This is a genomic window from Vagococcus salmoninarum (genome assembly GCF_003987495.1).
GTDB classification, from domain to species: domain Bacteria; phylum Bacillota; class Bacilli; order Lactobacillales; family Vagococcaceae; genus Vagococcus_D; species Vagococcus_D salmoninarum.
Window position 1 is genome coordinate 1 of record NZ_NGJU01000028.1, and the last position, 17,179, is coordinate 17,179.

The 17,179-nt window shown below is 37.6% G+C and carries 15 protein-coding genes; all 15 read left to right on the forward strand.

The genetic code is table 11. The annotated features are described in order from the left end of the window. The first annotated feature begins 258 nt into the window (after positions 1-258). The 15 genes from gshAB to CBF35_RS13770 all read left to right on the forward strand — a co-directional run bounded on the left by gshAB (position 259) and on the right by CBF35_RS13770 (position 17,161). Positions 259-2,544 (forward strand): bifunctional glutamate--cysteine ligase GshA/glutathione synthetase GshB, encoded by a 2,286-nt coding sequence (gshAB, locus tag CBF35_RS13700; RefSeq protein ID WP_126782199.1) that lies wholly within the window; start codon positions 259-261, stop codon positions 2,542-2,544. A 167-nt stretch (positions 2,545-2,711) separates the two neighbouring features. Then, a complete protein-coding gene (locus tag CBF35_RS13705) occupies positions 2,712-5,474 on the forward strand; it encodes a sigma 54-interacting transcriptional regulator (protein ID WP_170174808.1) in 2,763 nt (920 codons plus the stop codon). Positions 5,475-5,602: 128 nt separating this feature from the next. Next, positions 5,603-6,781, forward strand: a complete 1,179-nt coding sequence (locus CBF35_RS13710; protein WP_425330191.1) for a glycoside hydrolase family 88 protein — start codon at positions 5,603-5,605, stop codon at positions 6,779-6,781. Positions 6,782-6,795: 14 nt separating this feature from the next. Beyond that, positions 6,796-7,296 carry a PTS sugar transporter subunit IIB gene (locus CBF35_RS13715; protein WP_126782205.1) on the forward strand — a complete coding sequence of 167 codons (501 nt, stop codon included), beginning with the start codon at positions 6,796-6,798 and terminating at the stop codon, positions 7,294-7,296. An 18-nt stretch (positions 7,297-7,314) separates the two neighbouring features. Beyond that, positions 7,315-8,097, forward strand: a complete 783-nt coding sequence (locus CBF35_RS13720) for a PTS mannose/fructose/sorbose/N-acetylgalactosamine transporter subunit IIC (protein ID WP_126782207.1) — start codon at positions 7,315-7,317, stop codon at positions 8,095-8,097. Further along, entirely contained in the window at positions 8,087-8,899 is an 813-nt protein-coding gene (locus tag CBF35_RS13725) for a PTS system mannose/fructose/sorbose family transporter subunit IID (protein WP_126782209.1), read from the forward strand. The genes CBF35_RS13720 and CBF35_RS13725 overlap by 11 nt, the downstream gene beginning before the upstream one ends. Before the next feature lie 17 nt (positions 8,900-8,916). Then, positions 8,917-9,369, forward strand: a complete 453-nt coding sequence (locus tag CBF35_RS13730; RefSeq protein ID WP_126782211.1) for a PTS sugar transporter subunit IIA — start codon at positions 8,917-8,919, stop codon at positions 9,367-9,369. Further along, the gene (yajC, locus tag CBF35_RS13735; protein ID WP_126782213.1) at positions 9,369-9,638 is read left to right on the forward strand and encodes a preprotein translocase subunit YajC; all 270 of its coding nucleotides are present in this window, start codon (positions 9,369-9,371) and stop codon (positions 9,636-9,638) included. The genes CBF35_RS13730 and yajC overlap by 1 nt, the downstream gene beginning before the upstream one ends. A gap of 67 nt (positions 9,639-9,705) precedes the next feature. After that, on the forward strand, positions 9,706-11,646 hold the full coding sequence (locus CBF35_RS13740) for a heparinase II/III family protein (protein ID WP_126782215.1): 1,941 nt from the start codon (positions 9,706-9,708) through the stop codon (positions 11,644-11,646). Between the two features lie 93 nt (positions 11,647-11,739). Beyond that, entirely contained in the window at positions 11,740-12,510 is a 771-nt protein-coding gene (locus CBF35_RS13745; RefSeq protein ID WP_126782217.1) for an IclR family transcriptional regulator, read from the forward strand. A gap of 2 nt (positions 12,511-12,512) precedes the next feature. Further along, complete coding sequence (locus CBF35_RS13750; RefSeq protein ID WP_126782219.1) at positions 12,513-13,310, forward strand: hypothetical protein; 798 nt, start codon at positions 12,513-12,515, stop codon at positions 13,308-13,310. A gap of 240 nt (positions 13,311-13,550) precedes the next feature. Then, positions 13,551-14,381, forward strand: a complete 831-nt coding sequence (kduI, locus tag CBF35_RS13755) for a 5-dehydro-4-deoxy-D-glucuronate isomerase (RefSeq protein ID WP_126782261.1) — start codon at positions 13,551-13,553, stop codon at positions 14,379-14,381. A gap of 26 nt (positions 14,382-14,407) precedes the next feature. Next, positions 14,408-15,199 carry a gluconate 5-dehydrogenase gene (locus CBF35_RS13760; protein WP_170174809.1) on the forward strand — a complete coding sequence of 264 codons (792 nt, stop codon included), beginning with the start codon at positions 14,408-14,410 and terminating at the stop codon, positions 15,197-15,199. A gap of 102 nt (positions 15,200-15,301) precedes the next feature. Continuing rightward, positions 15,302-16,492 (forward strand): MFS transporter, encoded by a 1,191-nt coding sequence (locus CBF35_RS13765; RefSeq protein ID WP_126782223.1) that lies wholly within the window; start codon positions 15,302-15,304, stop codon positions 16,490-16,492. A 21-nt stretch (positions 16,493-16,513) separates the two neighbouring features. Next, positions 16,514-17,161, forward strand: a complete 648-nt coding sequence (locus tag CBF35_RS13770) for a bifunctional 2-keto-4-hydroxyglutarate aldolase/2-keto-3-deoxy-6-phosphogluconate aldolase (protein ID WP_126782225.1) — start codon at positions 16,514-16,516, stop codon at positions 17,159-17,161. Positions 17,162-17,179: the final 18 nt, after the last annotated feature.

Sequence of the window (17,179 nt, forward strand, 5' to 3'; positions counted from 1 at the left end):
ATGAATCTTCCTCCCTGAATTGGTCTTAGCAACTTTATTCTAACTGGAAAGTTCATATGTTTCTATTTTTTTGTGTAAAAATAGGCGTGAATGAATTTCTTCATCCACACCAAAAATTATACAGCCATTAATTAATGGTGGTTACTTTAACACTCGCTTTTTTTGACTAAAAGTATGGTCTAAACCAATTAAAAGCATTTTAAGTGTGACAATGCTATAATTGCATTGAAGTTAGTTTATTACCGAGGTGAAAAACAAATGAAAACATTACAAAAAGCATTAAGCAAAGAAGGGATTCGTTCTCTTTTTAAAGAAGTTCGCATTGGACTTGAAAAAGAAAGTCAGCGGGTAACGTTAGATGGTCAGTTAGCAAAAAGCGACCATCCCGAGACATTAGGTTGTCGTAGTTATCACCCGTCGATTCAAACGGATTTTAGTGAAACCCAAGTTGAATTAATTACCCCAGTAGCAAGTTCTGCCCGAGAAGTCTTAGAATATTTAGCAGCCAATCATGAAGTTGTTCTACGTTCGATGAATAAAGATGAGATGTTGTGGCCGATGAGTATGCCGCCAATTTTACCTGAAAAAGACGAAGATATCATTATCGCTAAGTTAGAGCGCTTTGAAGATGTCTTATATCGTCGTTATTTGGCACGATCTTATGGTAAAAGAAAACAGATGATTAGTGGGATCCACTATAACTTTGAATTCGCCCCAGAACTAATTACTAAATTATTTAAAGAGCAAAGTGAGTTTGCAACCTTAGATGAGTTTAAAACCGAAGTCTATTTAAAAGTCTCACGAAATTATTTACGTTTCCGTTGGTTTATTACTTACTTATTAGGGGCCTCACCAGTTTCTGAAGCAGGTTATTTTACAGGTCAAGATGCTGAGGTGCCAGACGAACCCGTTCGGAGTATTCGTAACAGTGATTTTGGTTACACGAACCATGATGATGTCTTTGTTTCTTATAAGTCAATTCAAGACTACGTTGCTGGAATTGAACGTTTAGTTGACCAAGGGATTATGTCAGAAGAAAAAGAATTTTATTCACCGGTCCGCTTACGTGGTGGTAAAACTGTAGCAGATTTAAAAGCCCACGGTGTCCAGTACATCGAAGTACGGAACATTGATAATGATCCTTTTGCTAAATATGGCATTAAAGAAGAAAACATTGAATTCTTACATTTCTTTTTAATGTATATGTTGTGGCTTGATAATGATCATTGTGAACCAGACGAACTAATTAAAAAAGGCGATCGTTTGAATAATGAAGTTGCCTTAGAACGACCTTTAAGTCAGACTCAATACGCTGAAGAAGGCCTGTCAATCATTAATGGCATGTTAGAGATGGCCGAAGAGATTCAGTTAAATCAGTCAAGTCTTGAACTGATTGAAACGTATCGTCAAGCTTTTTCAGAACCAGCTAAAACCTTATCTGGCCAACTTGTCTCTTTATTTGAAGCCGGGACGAGTCATCATGAGTTTGCTGTTGCCAAAGGACAAGCTTATAAAGAGTCCGCCGAAGCCAAACCTTACCAACTAGCCGGCTACCGTGACATGGAATTATCAACGCAAATTTTGATGTTTGATGCCATTCAACGAGGAATTGATGTGGAAGTGATTGATCGCCATGATCAATTTTTAAAACTTAAATTTAACAAAGAAATTGAATACGTTAAAAATGCTAATATGACGAGTCGCGATAATTACGTTGTGCCTTTAATTATGGAAAATAAAACAGTAACTAAGAAACTATTAGCTCAAGCTGGTTTTAGAGTTCCCCAAGGGAAAGAGTATGCCTCAGCTGAGGATGCCTTGGCTGATTTTGGCTACTTTGGTCAGGCCGGCATCGTAATTAAACCTAAATCAACTAACTATGGCATTGGCATTTCCATCTTCAAAGAGGGGGCTGATTTTGAGAGTTATCAAGAAGCCATTCGTTTAGCCTTTCTAGAAGATTCTGAAGTGTTAGTCGAAGAATTTTTAACAGGAACAGAGTACCGTTTCTTCGTCATCGATAATCAAGTCAAAGCGATTCTATTAAGAATTCCAGCTAATGTGACAGGTGATGGCAAGCAAACAATTGCGGAACTGGTGGCAGCTAAAAACGAAGACCCTTTACGTGGCACTCATCACCGAGCCCCATTAGAGCAGATTATGCTTGGGGATATTGAAAAACTAATGCTTAGTGAGCAAGGTTATACAGTTGACAGTATCTTAGCTAAAGGTGAGTTAGTCTACTTACGAGAAAATTCTAACGTCAGTACTGGTGGCGATTCGATCGATGTCACCGATGAGTTTGATGACAGTTATAAAAAAATTGCCATCGAAGCAGTAGCAGCTTTAGGAGCTAAAATTAGCGGAATTGATTTAATTATTCTTGATGCTAACCAACCAGCTGAACGAAAAAGCTGTCAGTACGGCATTATTGAAGCCAACTTTAATCCAGCGATGCACATGCATGTCTACCCATTTAAAGGGACTGGCCGTCGTTTAACGGAAGATGTCCTAGACTTATTGTATCCGGAACTAAAAAAATAAAATAAATCGAAAAACTCATGAGATAGTCATAACTCATGAGCTTTTTTGTCTTTTTAGATCACTCTACGACGTTAATTATTAAAACAAGACTTGCATTCGTTTCAAAAATTATATATCATGCAAGTATTATAAAAGCACCGAAAATATCTGCAAGTGAAGGTGAACGGATGAAAAAAGAAGAATACTTAGCCTATTTATTAAGCAAAGGAAAGAAAGCGATTACCCTCTCAGAAGAGGCGTACCAATTCGCAACGACGAAAGAAATTGCGATTGAGACTGGTCAAAAGCAAACAGTCGTCAATCATCATCTTAATAATTTATTTAAAGAAGAACAATTAATTAAAATTAACACTAAACCGGTTTACTATATTCCAGTGGCGGTAATTGTTGAAAGCTATCAGAAGCAACCTCAAAAAGCCATTTATGATAGTTTCTTAGAACTAGAAAAAGAAGTCGGTGGCGAAATTTTAGAGAGTTTAATAGGCTCTAGTCGCAGTTTGTCAGAACCTTTAAGGCAGTGTAAAGTCGCCCTGAAGTACCCGAATAACGGGTTGCCTTTGCTAATTACTGGGGACACAGGAACGGGTAAAACTTTTCTTGTTAAACAATTGTATCAATATGCGATTAAGCAAGGGATACTAGCTCAAGGCGCCCCTTTGGAAATTTTTAATTGCGCGGAATATGCCGATAATCCAGAACTATTAACGTCAAAATTGTTTGGCTATCGTAAAGGTAGTTTTACTGGGGCGGAGACAGACCGAGAAGGGCTCATTGCAGCCAGTGATGGCGGGATTTTATTCATCGATGAAGTTCACCGTTTGTCCTCTGAAAGCCAAGAAAAACTCTTTTATTTTATTGATGAAGGCAAGTATAAACCCATGGGGGAAAATACTCATTGGTCCCAAGCCCAAGTTCGTTTAATGTTCGCGACGACGGAAAAGGTCGATGAGTATTTACTCGATACGTTTATTCGACGAATTCCAATTGTCACTAATTTACCGTCTTTAGACAGCCGTGGCTATCAAGAGAAAAAAGCTTTTTTACTACACTTTTTCAAAGAGGAAGCGAAAAATATCCAACAACCGATTAGTCTAAGCATTGAACTCTTTCGCTTTTTAATTACTTATTCCTATACGGGCAATGTTGGGGAAATGAAAAATTTAATCAAGTACCTCGTAGGTCATGCTTTTATTAAAGTTAATAATCAGTCAGAAACAGTGAAAGTTTTAGTTAGTTTCTTGCCTGAGAAGATGAAGTCAGAAGTCATCCAGTTTGTTGATATGTTTAGTGAAACATTGATTACAATTTTACCAACAGGAGAAGTGACTGATCCCGATTATGATCTTAAACAAGTCTTGTATGCTGAGATGGTGAATGAAACCAGTCGTTTAAGTCAACAACTACTAACCGAAGAACTAAGTGTTCGAGAATATATTAATCAAAATTATGAAGCCGTTGATAAATTAATTGTCACTCACAAAAGTAAGAAATTAATCGACCCTGAAATTCACGAGTTGATTCAACAACACATGGGCCAGATTAGTAAAACCATGTATGACATTCATCAAATCGATTTAAGTTTGGAAGCTCAAAAAGCAATTAGTGATTATCTTGAAATTGTTTTTTCCGTGGCGAATTATGAGACGGAGCTATCTGCTGATGTTATGGCAGTCTTAGCAAGGTTAGAGCAAGAAGGTTCAGTCCCTTATAGCCAAATGTTTTTATTAAAAGAATTGCTTTATCAAGTCTTACCTTATGCCGATGATCGTTTAACTTTCTTTGATATATTGATTTTCACGGTAATTGTTTCGTATTATTACCATACCTTTTCGATTGATAAAATCCAAGGAGTGATTATTTGTCACGGTCATAGTACTGCTAGTAGTCTTAGCCAAACGGCGAATCAAATGATTGGCCAACGAGTTTTCCACGGGATTGACATGGATTTAGATGTTTCTTTTTATGAAATCACCCGTAAACTCAGACGTTACTTATCTTTACACGAAACCCGTAATGGCACAGTAGTCTTAATCGATATTGGTCATACCGAAGATCTCCGCTTAGCGTTACAAGACAAAGTTGCTGGCCCTTTTGCGGTCATCGATAATGTCTCAACCAAATTAGCCCTCGACGTAGGCTTTAAAATTATTAATAAAGAAAACATTACCCAACTGGTATCTTCAGCTTCTGACCAACACTATTCTCACTATTCAGTTTTTGAACCCGAAGCGCCGAAAGAAAAAGCCTTGATTATTTCTTGTCAAACTGGGATTGGCACAGCAAATAAATTAAAAGAGATTTTTATGGCGACGATTCCTAAAAGTGCCAACCTTAATTTAGTCGTAACGGATTTTGACCATTTAACTAAAATGAAAACTAATACGACTTTCTTTGCTCGGTATGATGTCTTAGGAAGTATTGGCACAACGAATCCGCGAATCGATGACGTTCCCTTCTTAGGCTTAGACGATATTATGAGCGAAGAAGGAATCGAGCATTTGCAACGGATGTTCAGCGACCATTTAGATGTCAAAGAAATCCACAGTTTAAATAATGGGTTGATGAAGGCTCTCTCTTTAGAAAACTTAGTAACAATGCTCAGTATCTTAAATCCAGAAAAAACCATTCAGTTAATTTCGGAAATGATGGAGTACTGGGAAAAAGAATTCAAACTGTCGATTCCCAATAATTTAAGAACAGCCTTGTATATCCATATTAGTTGTATGATTGAACGGGTGATTACGCGGACTTATGTTGAAAATCAACGGGAAGACCTGGAAGAGTTTAAAGCCCAGCATCAGTTCTTTGTGACGGTCATTAAAAAAGGCCTTGAGAAGTTTGAAGGCATCTATCATGTCCAAGTTGATTTTGGTGAGTTAGCCTATCTTCATCAATTATTCAGTCTTAATCTGAACGACTTCCCCTTTTAAGAGCCACATCCAATTTTTTAGTTAGTACATCCAAGTTAGTCAGAAGAAGCTTGTCGCAGCAAGCTTCTTTTTTTTGGCACGGGACTTGCATATGTAAAAGTATCAAAAGAATGAAGGAGCGTTTAAGCATGAAACTAGAAGCATTGGCAAACAGCCATCGTTTTTATCAACAAGGCTTGATTACGAAAAAAGAAATTGAATCAGCAATTGAGCAAGCGGTTAAACTTGTTGATCACAATATGATTAAATTTGGTGAGAGATTCCCAGGTCCGGCAACAAAACATGGGGAATATGAATTAATGGGTAATATTGAATGGACTAATGGTTTTTGGACAGGGATGATTTGGTTAGCTTATGAAGTAACTAAAGACGAAAAATACCGGGAACTTGCTGACAAACATGTTGAGAGCTATTTAGACCGAATTGAGAAAAAAATCGAAGTCAATCATCATGATTTAGGCTTTCTTTACATCCCCTCTTGTGTCAGCGCTTATAAATTAACTGGTAATTTAAAGGCTAAAAAGGCCGCTTTACTAGCAGCTGATCAATTAGTTAGTCGTTACCAAGAAAAGGGCGGCTTCATTCAAGCTTGGGGCGAATTAGGTGCAGAAGACAACTACCGTTTAATCGTTGACTGTCTACTGAACATTCCTTTACTTTACTGGGCGGCGGAAGAAACTGGCCAAACAGAGTATGCTGAAATGGCTAATTCACACTACCGAGCAACAGTTGAAAATGCGTTTAGAGAAGATGCTTCAACGTACCATACGTATTATTTTGATCCGAAAACTGGCGCACCGGTTCGTGGCATGACTCGTCAAGGCTATTCCGATGATTCTAGTTGGGCCCGTGGCCAAGCTTGGTCAATCTACGGTACAGCATTACAGTATTACGTCAATAAAGACGAAGAGATTATTCCTGACTTTAAAGCTGTCACTAATTATTTCTTAAACCGTCTACCAGAAGACAATGTCCCATATTGGGATTTAATTTTCGGTGATGGCAGTCTCCAATCCCGTGATTCATCTTCAGCAGCGATTGCCATTTGTGGCATCCATGAAATGTTGAAATATTTACCAGAAACCGATAGTGAGAAACAAGTCTATCAACAAAGCATGCACACAATGATGCGCTCGTTGATGACGAACTATACTTACACTGATTTAAACCAAGAAAATTCGTTACTAACGCATGGTGTTTATTCATGGCATTCAGGTAAAGGAGTCGACGAAGGCAATATCTGGGGCGATTATTTTTACTTAGAAGCGTTAATCAGATTTTATAAAGACTGGGAATTATACTGGTAAGAGGAGGAATTATAATGACAGAACCAAACATTAAAATGGTCCGAATTGACGAACGCTTAATTCACGGCCAAGGCCAATTATGGATTAACTCACTAGGTGCTAACTTAGTGATTGTTGCAAATGACGAGGTGTCAACGAGTCCGATTCAACAAACGTTGATGAAATCTTTGATCAATAAAAAAATTGGCATGCGCTTTTTCAATATTGCTGAAACGTGTGAGAAAATCCATAAAGCCTCACCGAAGCAAACAATTTTCTTAGTAGCAAAAGACCCAAAAGATGTTTTACGTTTAGTTGAAGGTGGCGTGCCGATTAAAGAGTTAAATGTTGGTAACATTCATTTCGCTGAAGATAAAAAACAGCTCTCTAACTATATTTCAGTTGGAGAAGAAGACGTTCGTTGTTTGAAAGAGTTAAAAAATAAATACGGGGTTAAATTTAATACTAAAACAACACCATTAGGCGGAGACGCTGGGGTTGAATTAGATTTAAATGATTATTTAGAAAAAAATTAAATAGTAGGGGGATTTAAGATGGATGCAACATTAGGACAAGGGATTTTAGTAGGGCTCTTTGTAGCGGTATGTTTACTTGGACAAATCATGGGAACATATACAAACCGAGCAATCTTTTTATCATTTGGTGTCGGCTTAATTTTAGGCGACGTTCAAACAGGCTTATTGATGGGGGCAACGGCTGAGTTAGCCTTTATGGGCTTTGGTGTTGGTGCTGGTGGAACTGTTCCGCCGAACCCAATCGGACCGGGAGTTGTTGGTACGATTATGGCAATTGCTTTAAAAAATACGGGGATGGATGTTCCGACAGCCTTATCACTGTCATTCCCATTCGCAGTAATGATTCAATTTATGATTACTTTTATTTATTCACTTAATGCTGGCTCATTGAGCTGGTCGAAAAAAGCCATTAATGCCGGCAATTATAAATCATTTAAGTTAAGTGCTAACTTAACAGGGATTTTATTCGCGATCTTTGGTTTCTTAATCGGTTTATTTGCAACGATGAGTATTGATTTATTACGTAGTTTCGTAGAAATTATTCCTCAATGGTTAATCGCAGGTTTATCAGTAGCCGGTGGCTTGTTACCAGCAATTGGTTTTGCAATGATCTTAAATGTCATGGTTAAAAAAGAATACATTCCATGTATTTTACTTGGGTATGTCTGTATTTCTTACTTAGCAATGCCCGTTATCGGTTTGGCATTTGCAGGAGCAATCTTAGCTTTAAATAACTATTTCAACGGTAGCTCAACTGGAAATAGTGATGACTCAGAGGAGGCAATTGAAGATGGAATCTAGAAAACCAGTATTAACAAAAAAAGATTATTTAGTCGCAAGTCTGCGGTCGTATTTATTACAAAATGGCTTTAACTATGGTAACTATCAAGGAACTGGTTATGCAAACTCAATCTTTCCAGGTTTGAAAAAAATCTATAAAGACGACGAAGCTAAACTAAAAGAAGTCACAGTGTCAAACTTAGAATTTTACAATACTAACCCACAATTAGTGCCTTTTATTACTAGTATGCAGTTAGCAATGTATGACAACGGCCAAAGTGAAGAAGATACTCGAGCAATTAAATTTGCTTTGATGGGTCCTCTTTCAGGAATTGGTGATTCATTGTCACAATTCGGTTTAGCGCCATTGTTTTCAACGATTGCTGCGGGGATGGCATTAGACGGTTTAGTTGCTGGGCCAATCTTCTTTATCGTTTGTATGTTCGGAATTACCTTTGGTTTAAGAATGTTAATGGGTTACTTAGGCTACAAACTAGGAACTAGCGTCATTGAAACATTAAGTGAAAAAATGGCTCAAATTGCCACAATTGCCACAACGATTGGGGTCACCGTTATTTCTGGTTTAGCTGTTTCCTTTGTTAAAGCGAATCTCGCTTTAGAGTATGCGACAACTGTTGAAGGGGAACCACAAGTCGTGGCGTTACAAACAGTGTTTGATAAAATCGCTCCGAATTTATTACCAGTGTTAATTACAGGTGGGGTTTATCTTTTAATTAGAAAATATAAATGGTCAACTTATAGTCTAATCGCTTTACTAATGGTAGTCGGTGTCTTATTATCAGTGTTAGGAATCTTAAAATAAGTAGGTAGGGGTAAATTATGTTTAATATATGTGTAGTAGGTCATGGCAATTATCCTGACGGTATGGTTTCAGCCTTGAAACTGTTAGCAGGAACAGATGAGAATATTATGAAATTTAATTTGAATCAAGAGTTAACTCATGCACAATACGAAGAACAACTGAGTCATTATTTAACTGAAAATGACAATGTGATTGTATTTGCTGATATGACTGGCGGAGCACCACATCAAATTGCTAGCCGTTTGATTTTAGAAAAGGGCAAAGGTACACAGTATATTATCTCAAGTGCTCCCCTGAATTTAATGTTAGACATTTTAATGAAAGTTAAAATGGAGTTATTATCAGTTGCCACAATCAGTGAGGATTTGCAACACAGTTTAACAGAAGCGAAAGAAATGATGTTGTTATTGCCAGAAGGTCCAGTGATTGAACAAGCAGATGACGGTTTCTGTGAAGAAGAAGGCATTTAATGATGAAAAATTATTTACTGATTGCTTTTATTATTGGGATGATCTTTTTATACGCTGTTGCGATTCCTTTAGCTAAAAAGAAAAGTCAAAAGGCTCATCTGCAACACCAAGCAGATTTTCAACAAGCCTTAAAAGTCGGCGACCGAGTCTTAATGGCAGCTGGCATTATTGGTGAAATTAAAGAACTAGGTGGCGAGACCATGTTATTAAAAATTGCAGATCAAACAATTATTGAAATTGATAAGATGGCAGTTGTGGGCAAAATCTAGCAAAACAAGTTATCAGGCTAGGGGCAAATGTCCTTAGTCTGATTTTCTTTTAAAAGGAGTTTGAACGATGACCCAAGGAGTATTAATGAAAGACTTAGTTGCCAAAGGCTTAATCGATCCAGAACCGTTGATTAAAAATGCCAATAAGTTATTAAATAATGAATTTATCTTTACCCATCCTTATGATATGGAACCTTACCATGAAAGTGTTCAGATGACAGACATCGATTGGCTCTACACCCCCAATAATGATCCTGAGTGGATTTATATGTTGAACCGTCATGAATATTTATTAGACTTATTAACAGTCTTTTACATAACTGATAACCCCGTTTATTTAGTTAAAATCAAAGTCTTGATTCTTGATTGGCTTGCTAAATGTCAGGCCACAGATTCAGCGGCTTGGCGGACAATCGACACCGGTATTCGGATGCTTTACTGGGCAATCTGTTTTGACACTTTAGTGAAGGAAGACATCTTAAGTCAGACTGACAGTCAAAAAATTAAAGCCTCATTGACAGCCCAAGGGAAATTTTTAGATGACCATTACATTGACAAGTATGACCTTAGTAACTGGGGAATTTTAATTAGTAGTGGGATTGTTGTGACAGCAAATTTAATCTCTGACGTTATTAGTTTAGAAAGCTGCCACTTAAATCAAGAACGATTAAAACGGCAAGTGAGCTTGCAAGTGCAAGCGTCTGGCCTTCATTGGGAACAGTCGCCCTTGTACTTTATGGAAGTTTGGCGTCAATTGACAGCTGTCTATTTAAGTTACGATGAAACTTTAGTAAGCTGTCCAGAAATCATTGAAACAACCATTGCCAAAATGTTAGAGGTGGCGCCTTTTCTTGTTAAACCAAATGGCTACTTGTTACAACAAGGAGACACAGATTCAATTAAAATTAACGATATGATTCAAACTGTCAGTTTACTTTTAGAACAACCGATTTTAGCAGTTAATCTAGAAACAAAAGCCTTAGACAGTTTATTAGTGAGCTTCTCAAAGAGTGTGAAAAAGTTTACTGACCAAGACCTCTTAAAGCAGCTCAGTGAGTTAAGTAAGAAAACTAAGGAAACTTTTTTAATCGACCAGCAAACCGGTAATTATTTTTATCGCGATGATTGGTCGAAGGAAGGTAGTTACCTCCATGTCTTTAATGGCCCTCTGAGTAGCGGACATGGTCATGCTTCTCTCGGCCATTTTGATTACTCTGTCAAAGGTCAAGATATTTTTATTGATCCAGGTCGTTATACTTATTGTGAGGTGCCTGCACGGATGAGTCTAAAAGCAGCTGACTCACATAATGTCCTAGTAGTTGACCAACAACCAATGACGGTTATTCGGGATGCCTGGGGTTATCATGCCTCAAGTACGCCACTGGCGCCTTTAACTTACGTTGATGAGGAAGTAAGGGTGACTCAGCTGACTTATGTTGATCAGCAAGGAATAAAAATTCAACGGAGTTTCATTTGGTTGCTGGCAGAAGACTTATTAATTGTCACTGATTATTGTTTAGGGACTGGGGCTCACGCCGTTGCACAAACATTAATCTTAGATCCAGCGATTAAAGTCTGTCAAACAGCAACAAGTTTAGAGCTCAGAGCTGAGGAAGTTTGCCTTTATTTACAGTCGAATTATCAGCAACAAACCTTGACAGATAGCCTTTTTTCAGCAACCTACAACCAAATTAGCCAGACTAAAAAAATTCTAAGTCAGAGTCAATTTACTGATAGCTTTTTTGGCTACAGTTTAGTTAGTAGCGATCCTCAAGCTAGGATTCAACTGGCAGTTATTCGACAATCAGGTAGTTCTGAAGCAGTTCCTGTTCACCGCTGTAGTGGGCTTGAAATCACAACAGCAAGGAGTAGTTATCTCTTAGGGTTTCAGCCTGAAGACACTTATCAAGGTCATAAATTATACTTTATTAACGAGGAACCAGTCTATGGTAAATTAGTGTTACTCACTAAGGAGCCAACAAGTAAAAAGTATCAACGTTTACTTTAAAAAAGCCCCAAGGAACAAGTGATAAATAAAAAAATATCCTAAATCATTTCTTATATGGTATAATGAATTTCCAAAAGAGAAAGAGGTGGTTAAGTGGAAGAACCAAAAAAACCTTACGGCACCGTCTTAATTAGAGCAGCTAAAATCATTGATTACTTAGCTGAATCAGAAGACACTGAATGTTTAAAAGACATTGCCGCTAATACAGCTATGACAACATCAACAACTTTAAAAATTTTAGATACGTTACTCTTAATAGGTTACATTACCCGAAACAACGAAACAAAAGAATATTCTTTAGGACCTTCTTTAGTTAAATATGCTAATAAATACATTAATGATTCGGTTCTAGTTAAAGCCGCGACTCCCCATTTAGAAAAACTTCATGAAATTGTCGATGAAACTCTGCATTTAGGGATTTATAGTGGCAATGAAGTCATGTATTTAACGAAATTAGAGCCAAAACGGCAATCAATTTTTATGAGTTCCAAAGTTGGTTCGACCCGTCCTTTATACAGCTCAGCCATGGGGAAAGCGATTTTAGCTAATTTTTCTGAAAGTAAAGTCACTAGTTATTTTGAAAAAACTGAGTTAAAGGCCTTTACCGCCAATACAATCACTAATGCCTTAGCCTTAGTTGAAGAACTGGCTATTGTGAAAGCACGAGGGGTGGCCTTTGATGATGAAGAGATGGAACGGGATTGTTTCTGTATTGGAACGAGTCTAAAACTTGATAACAATCAATACGGCGCCTTTAGCATTAGTATGCCGAAGTTTAGAGCGACCCCAGAAGTTCAGGCACGAACGATTGAACTGATTAAAGAAACCCAAGCACTGATTGAAAAAGACATACAGGAGGCGTAATTTTGGAAATTAAACTTAAAATCGTCGGCGCAGACGGCGTTGTTAAACGAGAACATAGTAGTCAAGAGTCTGTTTATCTTGGTTATCGCGAAGAGTATCAAGCTGGTGATGTGATCATCACTGAATTAGAGACTGAAAATAATTACTTAATGGTAGAATTAGAAGGAACTCTTTCACCTAGTCTGATTTTTGTTCCAGGGAAAAGCTGGACATACCAAGTCATTACAGAGACTTTCCGGACGGCTTACCACCCGAATATGTTTAAAGGGGATCGTCATTATTTAGCTGTTCGCTATGCCACAGCGGCGGAAATCACTCAACAGGGGAATCTAGCCTTAAATCCTCATGATCAAAAAGATGATAGTGGCGCCTTTCCTCATGCTTCAGCTAATGTGGAAACTCGCAATGAAACGACTTTTTACGCCCGCAATGCAATTGATGGTATTTTAGCTAATGAGTATCACGGCCGTTACCCTTATCAATCATGGGGGATTAATCAAGACCCAGAAGCCTGTTTACGAATTGATTTTGGGCGAAAAGTCTTAATTGACGAATTAGGCTTTATTTTACGAGGGGATTACCCTCATGATAGTTATTGGACAAAAGGAACTGTGACTTTTTCAACTGGGGACAGTCTTGAAGTCGATTTCGAAAAATTATTATCAGAGCAAAAAATCAAAATTTCGCCACGAGAAATTGAGTGGTTAGAACTTAATCAATTAATTAAAGCGGAAGACGAGTCACCCTTTCCAGCCTTAACGCAGATCTTTGCTTATGGCAAGAATGCTCTAAGTGAATAATCAAAGCCGTAAAAACCTAGGAACAACCTAAGTTTTTACGGCTTTTTTTTTTCATAAAGTGGCTCTAAATGTAAGGGCTTAAAATAAAATAAAAGAATTACGTTTTTGACTTGAAAAAGGCAAACATAAAAGTTATACTAAGGTTGTATTTCTTTTTAGGAAATCGAGATTTCTTATAAGGAAACTTTAGTTCGATAGAAAAAACAACTACTTAATCAGAAGGAGAAGATTTAAATGAAAATGGAAACAAGATATGCCCACAGCCCTGAGGATATTAAACATTATTCAACGGAGCAATTACGCAATGAGTTTTTAGTTGAATCATTATTTGTACCTGGTGAAGTTTTATTAACTTACACTCACAATGATCGGATGATTTTTGGTGGCGCAACACCAACTACTGAAGCGTTAGAAATTGTTTTAACGAAAGAACTAGGTGTTGATTACTTTTTAGAACGTCGTGAATTAGGGGTTATCAATATCGGCGGCCCAGGTTCAATTGTCATTGATGGCAAAGAAGAAGACATGAAAAAACAAGACGGTTACTACATTGGTAAAGAAACAAAGCAAGTTTTATTTAAATCAGATAATCCAGCTGATCCAGCTAAATTCTACTGTGTCTCTGTCCCAGCTCATAAAGTTTATCCAACGGTTAAAATCTCGATTGATAAGATTACACCAATGGAAACTGGGGAACAAAAAACCTTGAACGAAAGAAAAATTTATCAATACGTTCACCCAAATGTTTGCGAAAGTTGTCAATTACAAATGGGCTATACAGTATTAGCTGCTGGCTCATCTTGGAACACTATGCCTTGTCATACTCACGAACGCCGCATGGAAACTTACTTATACTTTGATATGGAACCAGACACACGGGTCTTCCACTTTATGGGTAAACCTGATGAAACAAAACATTTAGTTATCGCTAATGAACAAGCGACGATTTCACCAAGTTGGTCAATTCATACCGGTGTTGCCACAGCTGATTACACATTTATCTGGGCAATGTGTGGAGAAAACATTACTTATACTGACATGGACATGATTGCCATGGATCAATTAAAATAAAAGGTTTAAAGAAAAGGGGAAAAATAATGTCAGATTTCACGATGGAGTCATTTAGTTTAAAAGGGAAGATTGCTTTAGTAACTGGAGCAGTTTACGGAATTGGTTTTGGTATTGCTGAGTCATTAGCGAAAGCTGGAGCGAAAATTGTTTTTAATAGTATTAATGAAGAGTCAGTTGCTCAAGGTCTAGCGGCTTACAAAGAAGCTGGCATCGAAGCTTACGGTTATGTCTGTGACGTCACGGATGAGCCTGGGGTTCAAGCAATGGTTAAACAAATTGAAGCTGAAGTTGGCGTAATTGATATCTTAGTTAACAATGCAGGGATTATTAAACGGATTCCAATGCTAGAAATGTCAGCTGAAGATTACCGTCAAGTGATTGATGTTAACTTAACTGGACAATTCATTGTAGCTAAAGCTGTTTTACCGTCAATGATTGAAAAAGGTCATGGTAAGATCATTAACATTTGTTCAATGATGAGTGAATTAGGTCGTGAAACAGTTAGTGCCTATGCTTCGGCTAAAGGTGGCTTAAAAATGTTAACGAAAAACATTTGTGCTGAATTTGGCGAACATAACATCCAATGTAATGGCATTGGACCTGGTTACATTGAGACACCTCAAACAGCACCTTTAAGAGTGGATGGTCATCCTTTCAATACGTTTATCATTGATAAAACACCAGCCGCTCGTTGGGGTAAAGTCGAAGATTTACAAGGACCAGCCGTCTTCTTATCGTCAGATGCTTCAAACTTTGTTAATGGTCATATCTTATATGTTGATGGTGGCATCTTAGCAACAATAGGTAAACAACCATAATCAAATAAGTCATTAGACATTAAAATTAGTGGAATGAAAAAAAAGCAACGCTGATTTTAGAAGCGTTGCTTTTTCATCAGTTGAAAGGAATGGTCAGGTAGATTGTCAAAAAAATCCTTTTACGAGGAGTTAAGTGAAACGAATAAGTACGTTTTAAAATGTTGTTTCTTTATCTTTTTTGTTAATGGTTTATACTCAATGGTTTTTGGTTCAATATTACCCTTATTAAGCGAAAGTTATCAGTTAAATGATACTGTTAGTGGTTTCTTAATTGCTAGTCACCAAGGGGGAAATTTATTAGCGGGCTTATTAGCAGGCATCTTGCCCCTTTACTTAGGACGTAAAAATGCGATTTTATTTTTAAGTAGTTTTGTGATGATCGGTTTTGCCTTGATTGTCGTAACAGGTCAACCTTGGTTATTATTAGTTGCCTTCTTCTTTACTGGTATAAGCCGTGGGAGTATTTCTAACTTTAATAATAAAACGGTAAATGACGTCTCAAACAGCAACCCAGCAGCCTTAAATTTGCTACATAGTCTCTTTGCTGTTGGTGCCTTGCTTTCGCCGTTTGTAGTAATTGTCACAACTAAACTCTTTGGAGTTAACGGTTGGCGAGTGACCGCTATGTTAATTATTGCCTTAGTCTTCATTTCCCAAGTGATGTTTTCCAAAATGCCTGTTCTCGAAAGCCTTACCTCTCAAGCAAAAGGCAAAAGTAACAGGAGTTACCAGTTTTTACAAGATAAAAAGTTTTGGAACACCGTCGTCATTCTCTTCTTCTATTTATGTGCTGAGGCGGCGATTACTGGTTGGTTAGTTAAATATTTCGTAGATTCAGCAATTATGACAGTCCAAGGGGCTCAAGTGGTGGCTTCCGTTTTATGGTTGGGCATTTTAGTTGGTCGTCTAGCTTGTACTTTTTATGGCAGTCGTTTAAGTAAGAGTCAGTTATTATTGTTAATTAGTAGTGGGGCTAGTCTTTGTTACTTCTTATTGTTGCAAGCTACTGATTATTATCTGATTATCGGGATTATTTTTGCTTTAGGCTTATCAATGGGTGGAATTTATCCAACAGCCATGACGATTGCCGGCAGTTCAATCAAAAACTATCCAATGGCTATGGGCTGGCTCTTAATTCTAGGTGGAATTGGTGGGATTACAATGCCGATTATTACTGGTATTTTAGCTACAAATTTTGGAATTCTAGCCGGGATGACCGCCATTATCTTTGCCTTAATAATTATGTTAGTAGGAGTCATTGTTTATGGAATTAGTGAAAAAAGAGTGAGTTAAAAGAAAAGAGGAAAGAGTCCAATGACACAAAAAAGTGAAATATTAAATCAATTAGCAAGTAATTATTTATTTGCCGTTGTTCGTGGGAAAGATAAGACAGATGGGATTAAAATCTCAGAAGGTTGCTGTCAAGGTGGCTTGAAAAATATTGAAGTGACTTACACAACACCTGAAGCAGGTGAGGTTATTCGTGAGTTAATTGCTAAGGCAACAGATCCAGAAGTCGTGATTGGTGCCGGGACAGTCCTAGATGATCTAACTGCCCGTCAGGCAATTTTAGCTGGGGCTAGATTTATTGTGAGTCCTCATTTTGATCAAAAGATTGCGAAAGTTTGTAATCGTTACGCCATCCCGTATTTACCAGGATGTGGCTCAGTGACGGAAATTATTCAAGCTTTAGAGAGCGGCGTTGATGTCGTTAAACTCTTCCCTGGTGGGTTATTAGGTGCCAGTTTTATTAAAGATGTTCATGGGCCAATCAAACATGTTGAAATGATGCCCTCAGGTGGGGTAAGCTTAGAGAATCTCAATCAATGGGTTGCCAATGGTGCTTGGGGTGTCGGAATCGGTAGCGCTTTAACGAAAGCGGTGTCTGACTCAGGTTATGAAAGTGTGACAGCCGAAGCTCAAAAATTTGTCAACCGCTTACACGAGATTCGCAATAAATAAAAAAAGAAGGTGGAATAT

Coding starts and splice junctions, on each gene's coding strand:
- CBF35_RS13720 (WP_126782207.1), top strand. CDS start 7,315: ATGGATGCAACATTAGGACAAGGGATTTTAGTAGGGCTCTTTGTAGCG.
- yajC (WP_126782213.1), top strand. CDS start 9,369: ATGATGAAAAATTATTTACTGATTGCTTTTATTATTGGGATGATCTTT.
- CBF35_RS13740 (WP_126782215.1), top strand. CDS start 9,706: ATGACCCAAGGAGTATTAATGAAAGACTTAGTTGCCAAAGGCTTAATC.
- CBF35_RS13705 (WP_170174808.1), top strand. CDS start 2,712: ATGAAAAAAGAAGAATACTTAGCCTATTTATTAAGCAAAGGAAAGAAA.
- CBF35_RS13710 (WP_425330191.1), top strand. CDS start 5,603: ATGAAACTAGAAGCATTGGCAAACAGCCATCGTTTTTATCAACAAGGC.
- CBF35_RS13760 (WP_170174809.1), top strand. CDS start 14,408: ATGTCAGATTTCACGATGGAGTCATTTAGTTTAAAAGGGAAGATTGCT.
- CBF35_RS13730 (WP_126782211.1), top strand. CDS start 8,917: ATGTTTAATATATGTGTAGTAGGTCATGGCAATTATCCTGACGGTATG.
- CBF35_RS13715 (WP_126782205.1), top strand. CDS start 6,796: ATGACAGAACCAAACATTAAAATGGTCCGAATTGACGAACGCTTAATT.
- CBF35_RS13725 (WP_126782209.1), top strand. CDS start 8,087: ATGGAATCTAGAAAACCAGTATTAACAAAAAAAGATTATTTAGTCGCA.
- gshAB (WP_126782199.1), top strand. CDS start 259: ATGAAAACATTACAAAAAGCATTAAGCAAAGAAGGGATTCGTTCTCTT.
- kduI (WP_126782261.1), top strand. CDS start 13,551: ATGGAAACAAGATATGCCCACAGCCCTGAGGATATTAAACATTATTCA.
- CBF35_RS13770 (WP_126782225.1), top strand. CDS start 16,514: ATGACACAAAAAAGTGAAATATTAAATCAATTAGCAAGTAATTATTTA.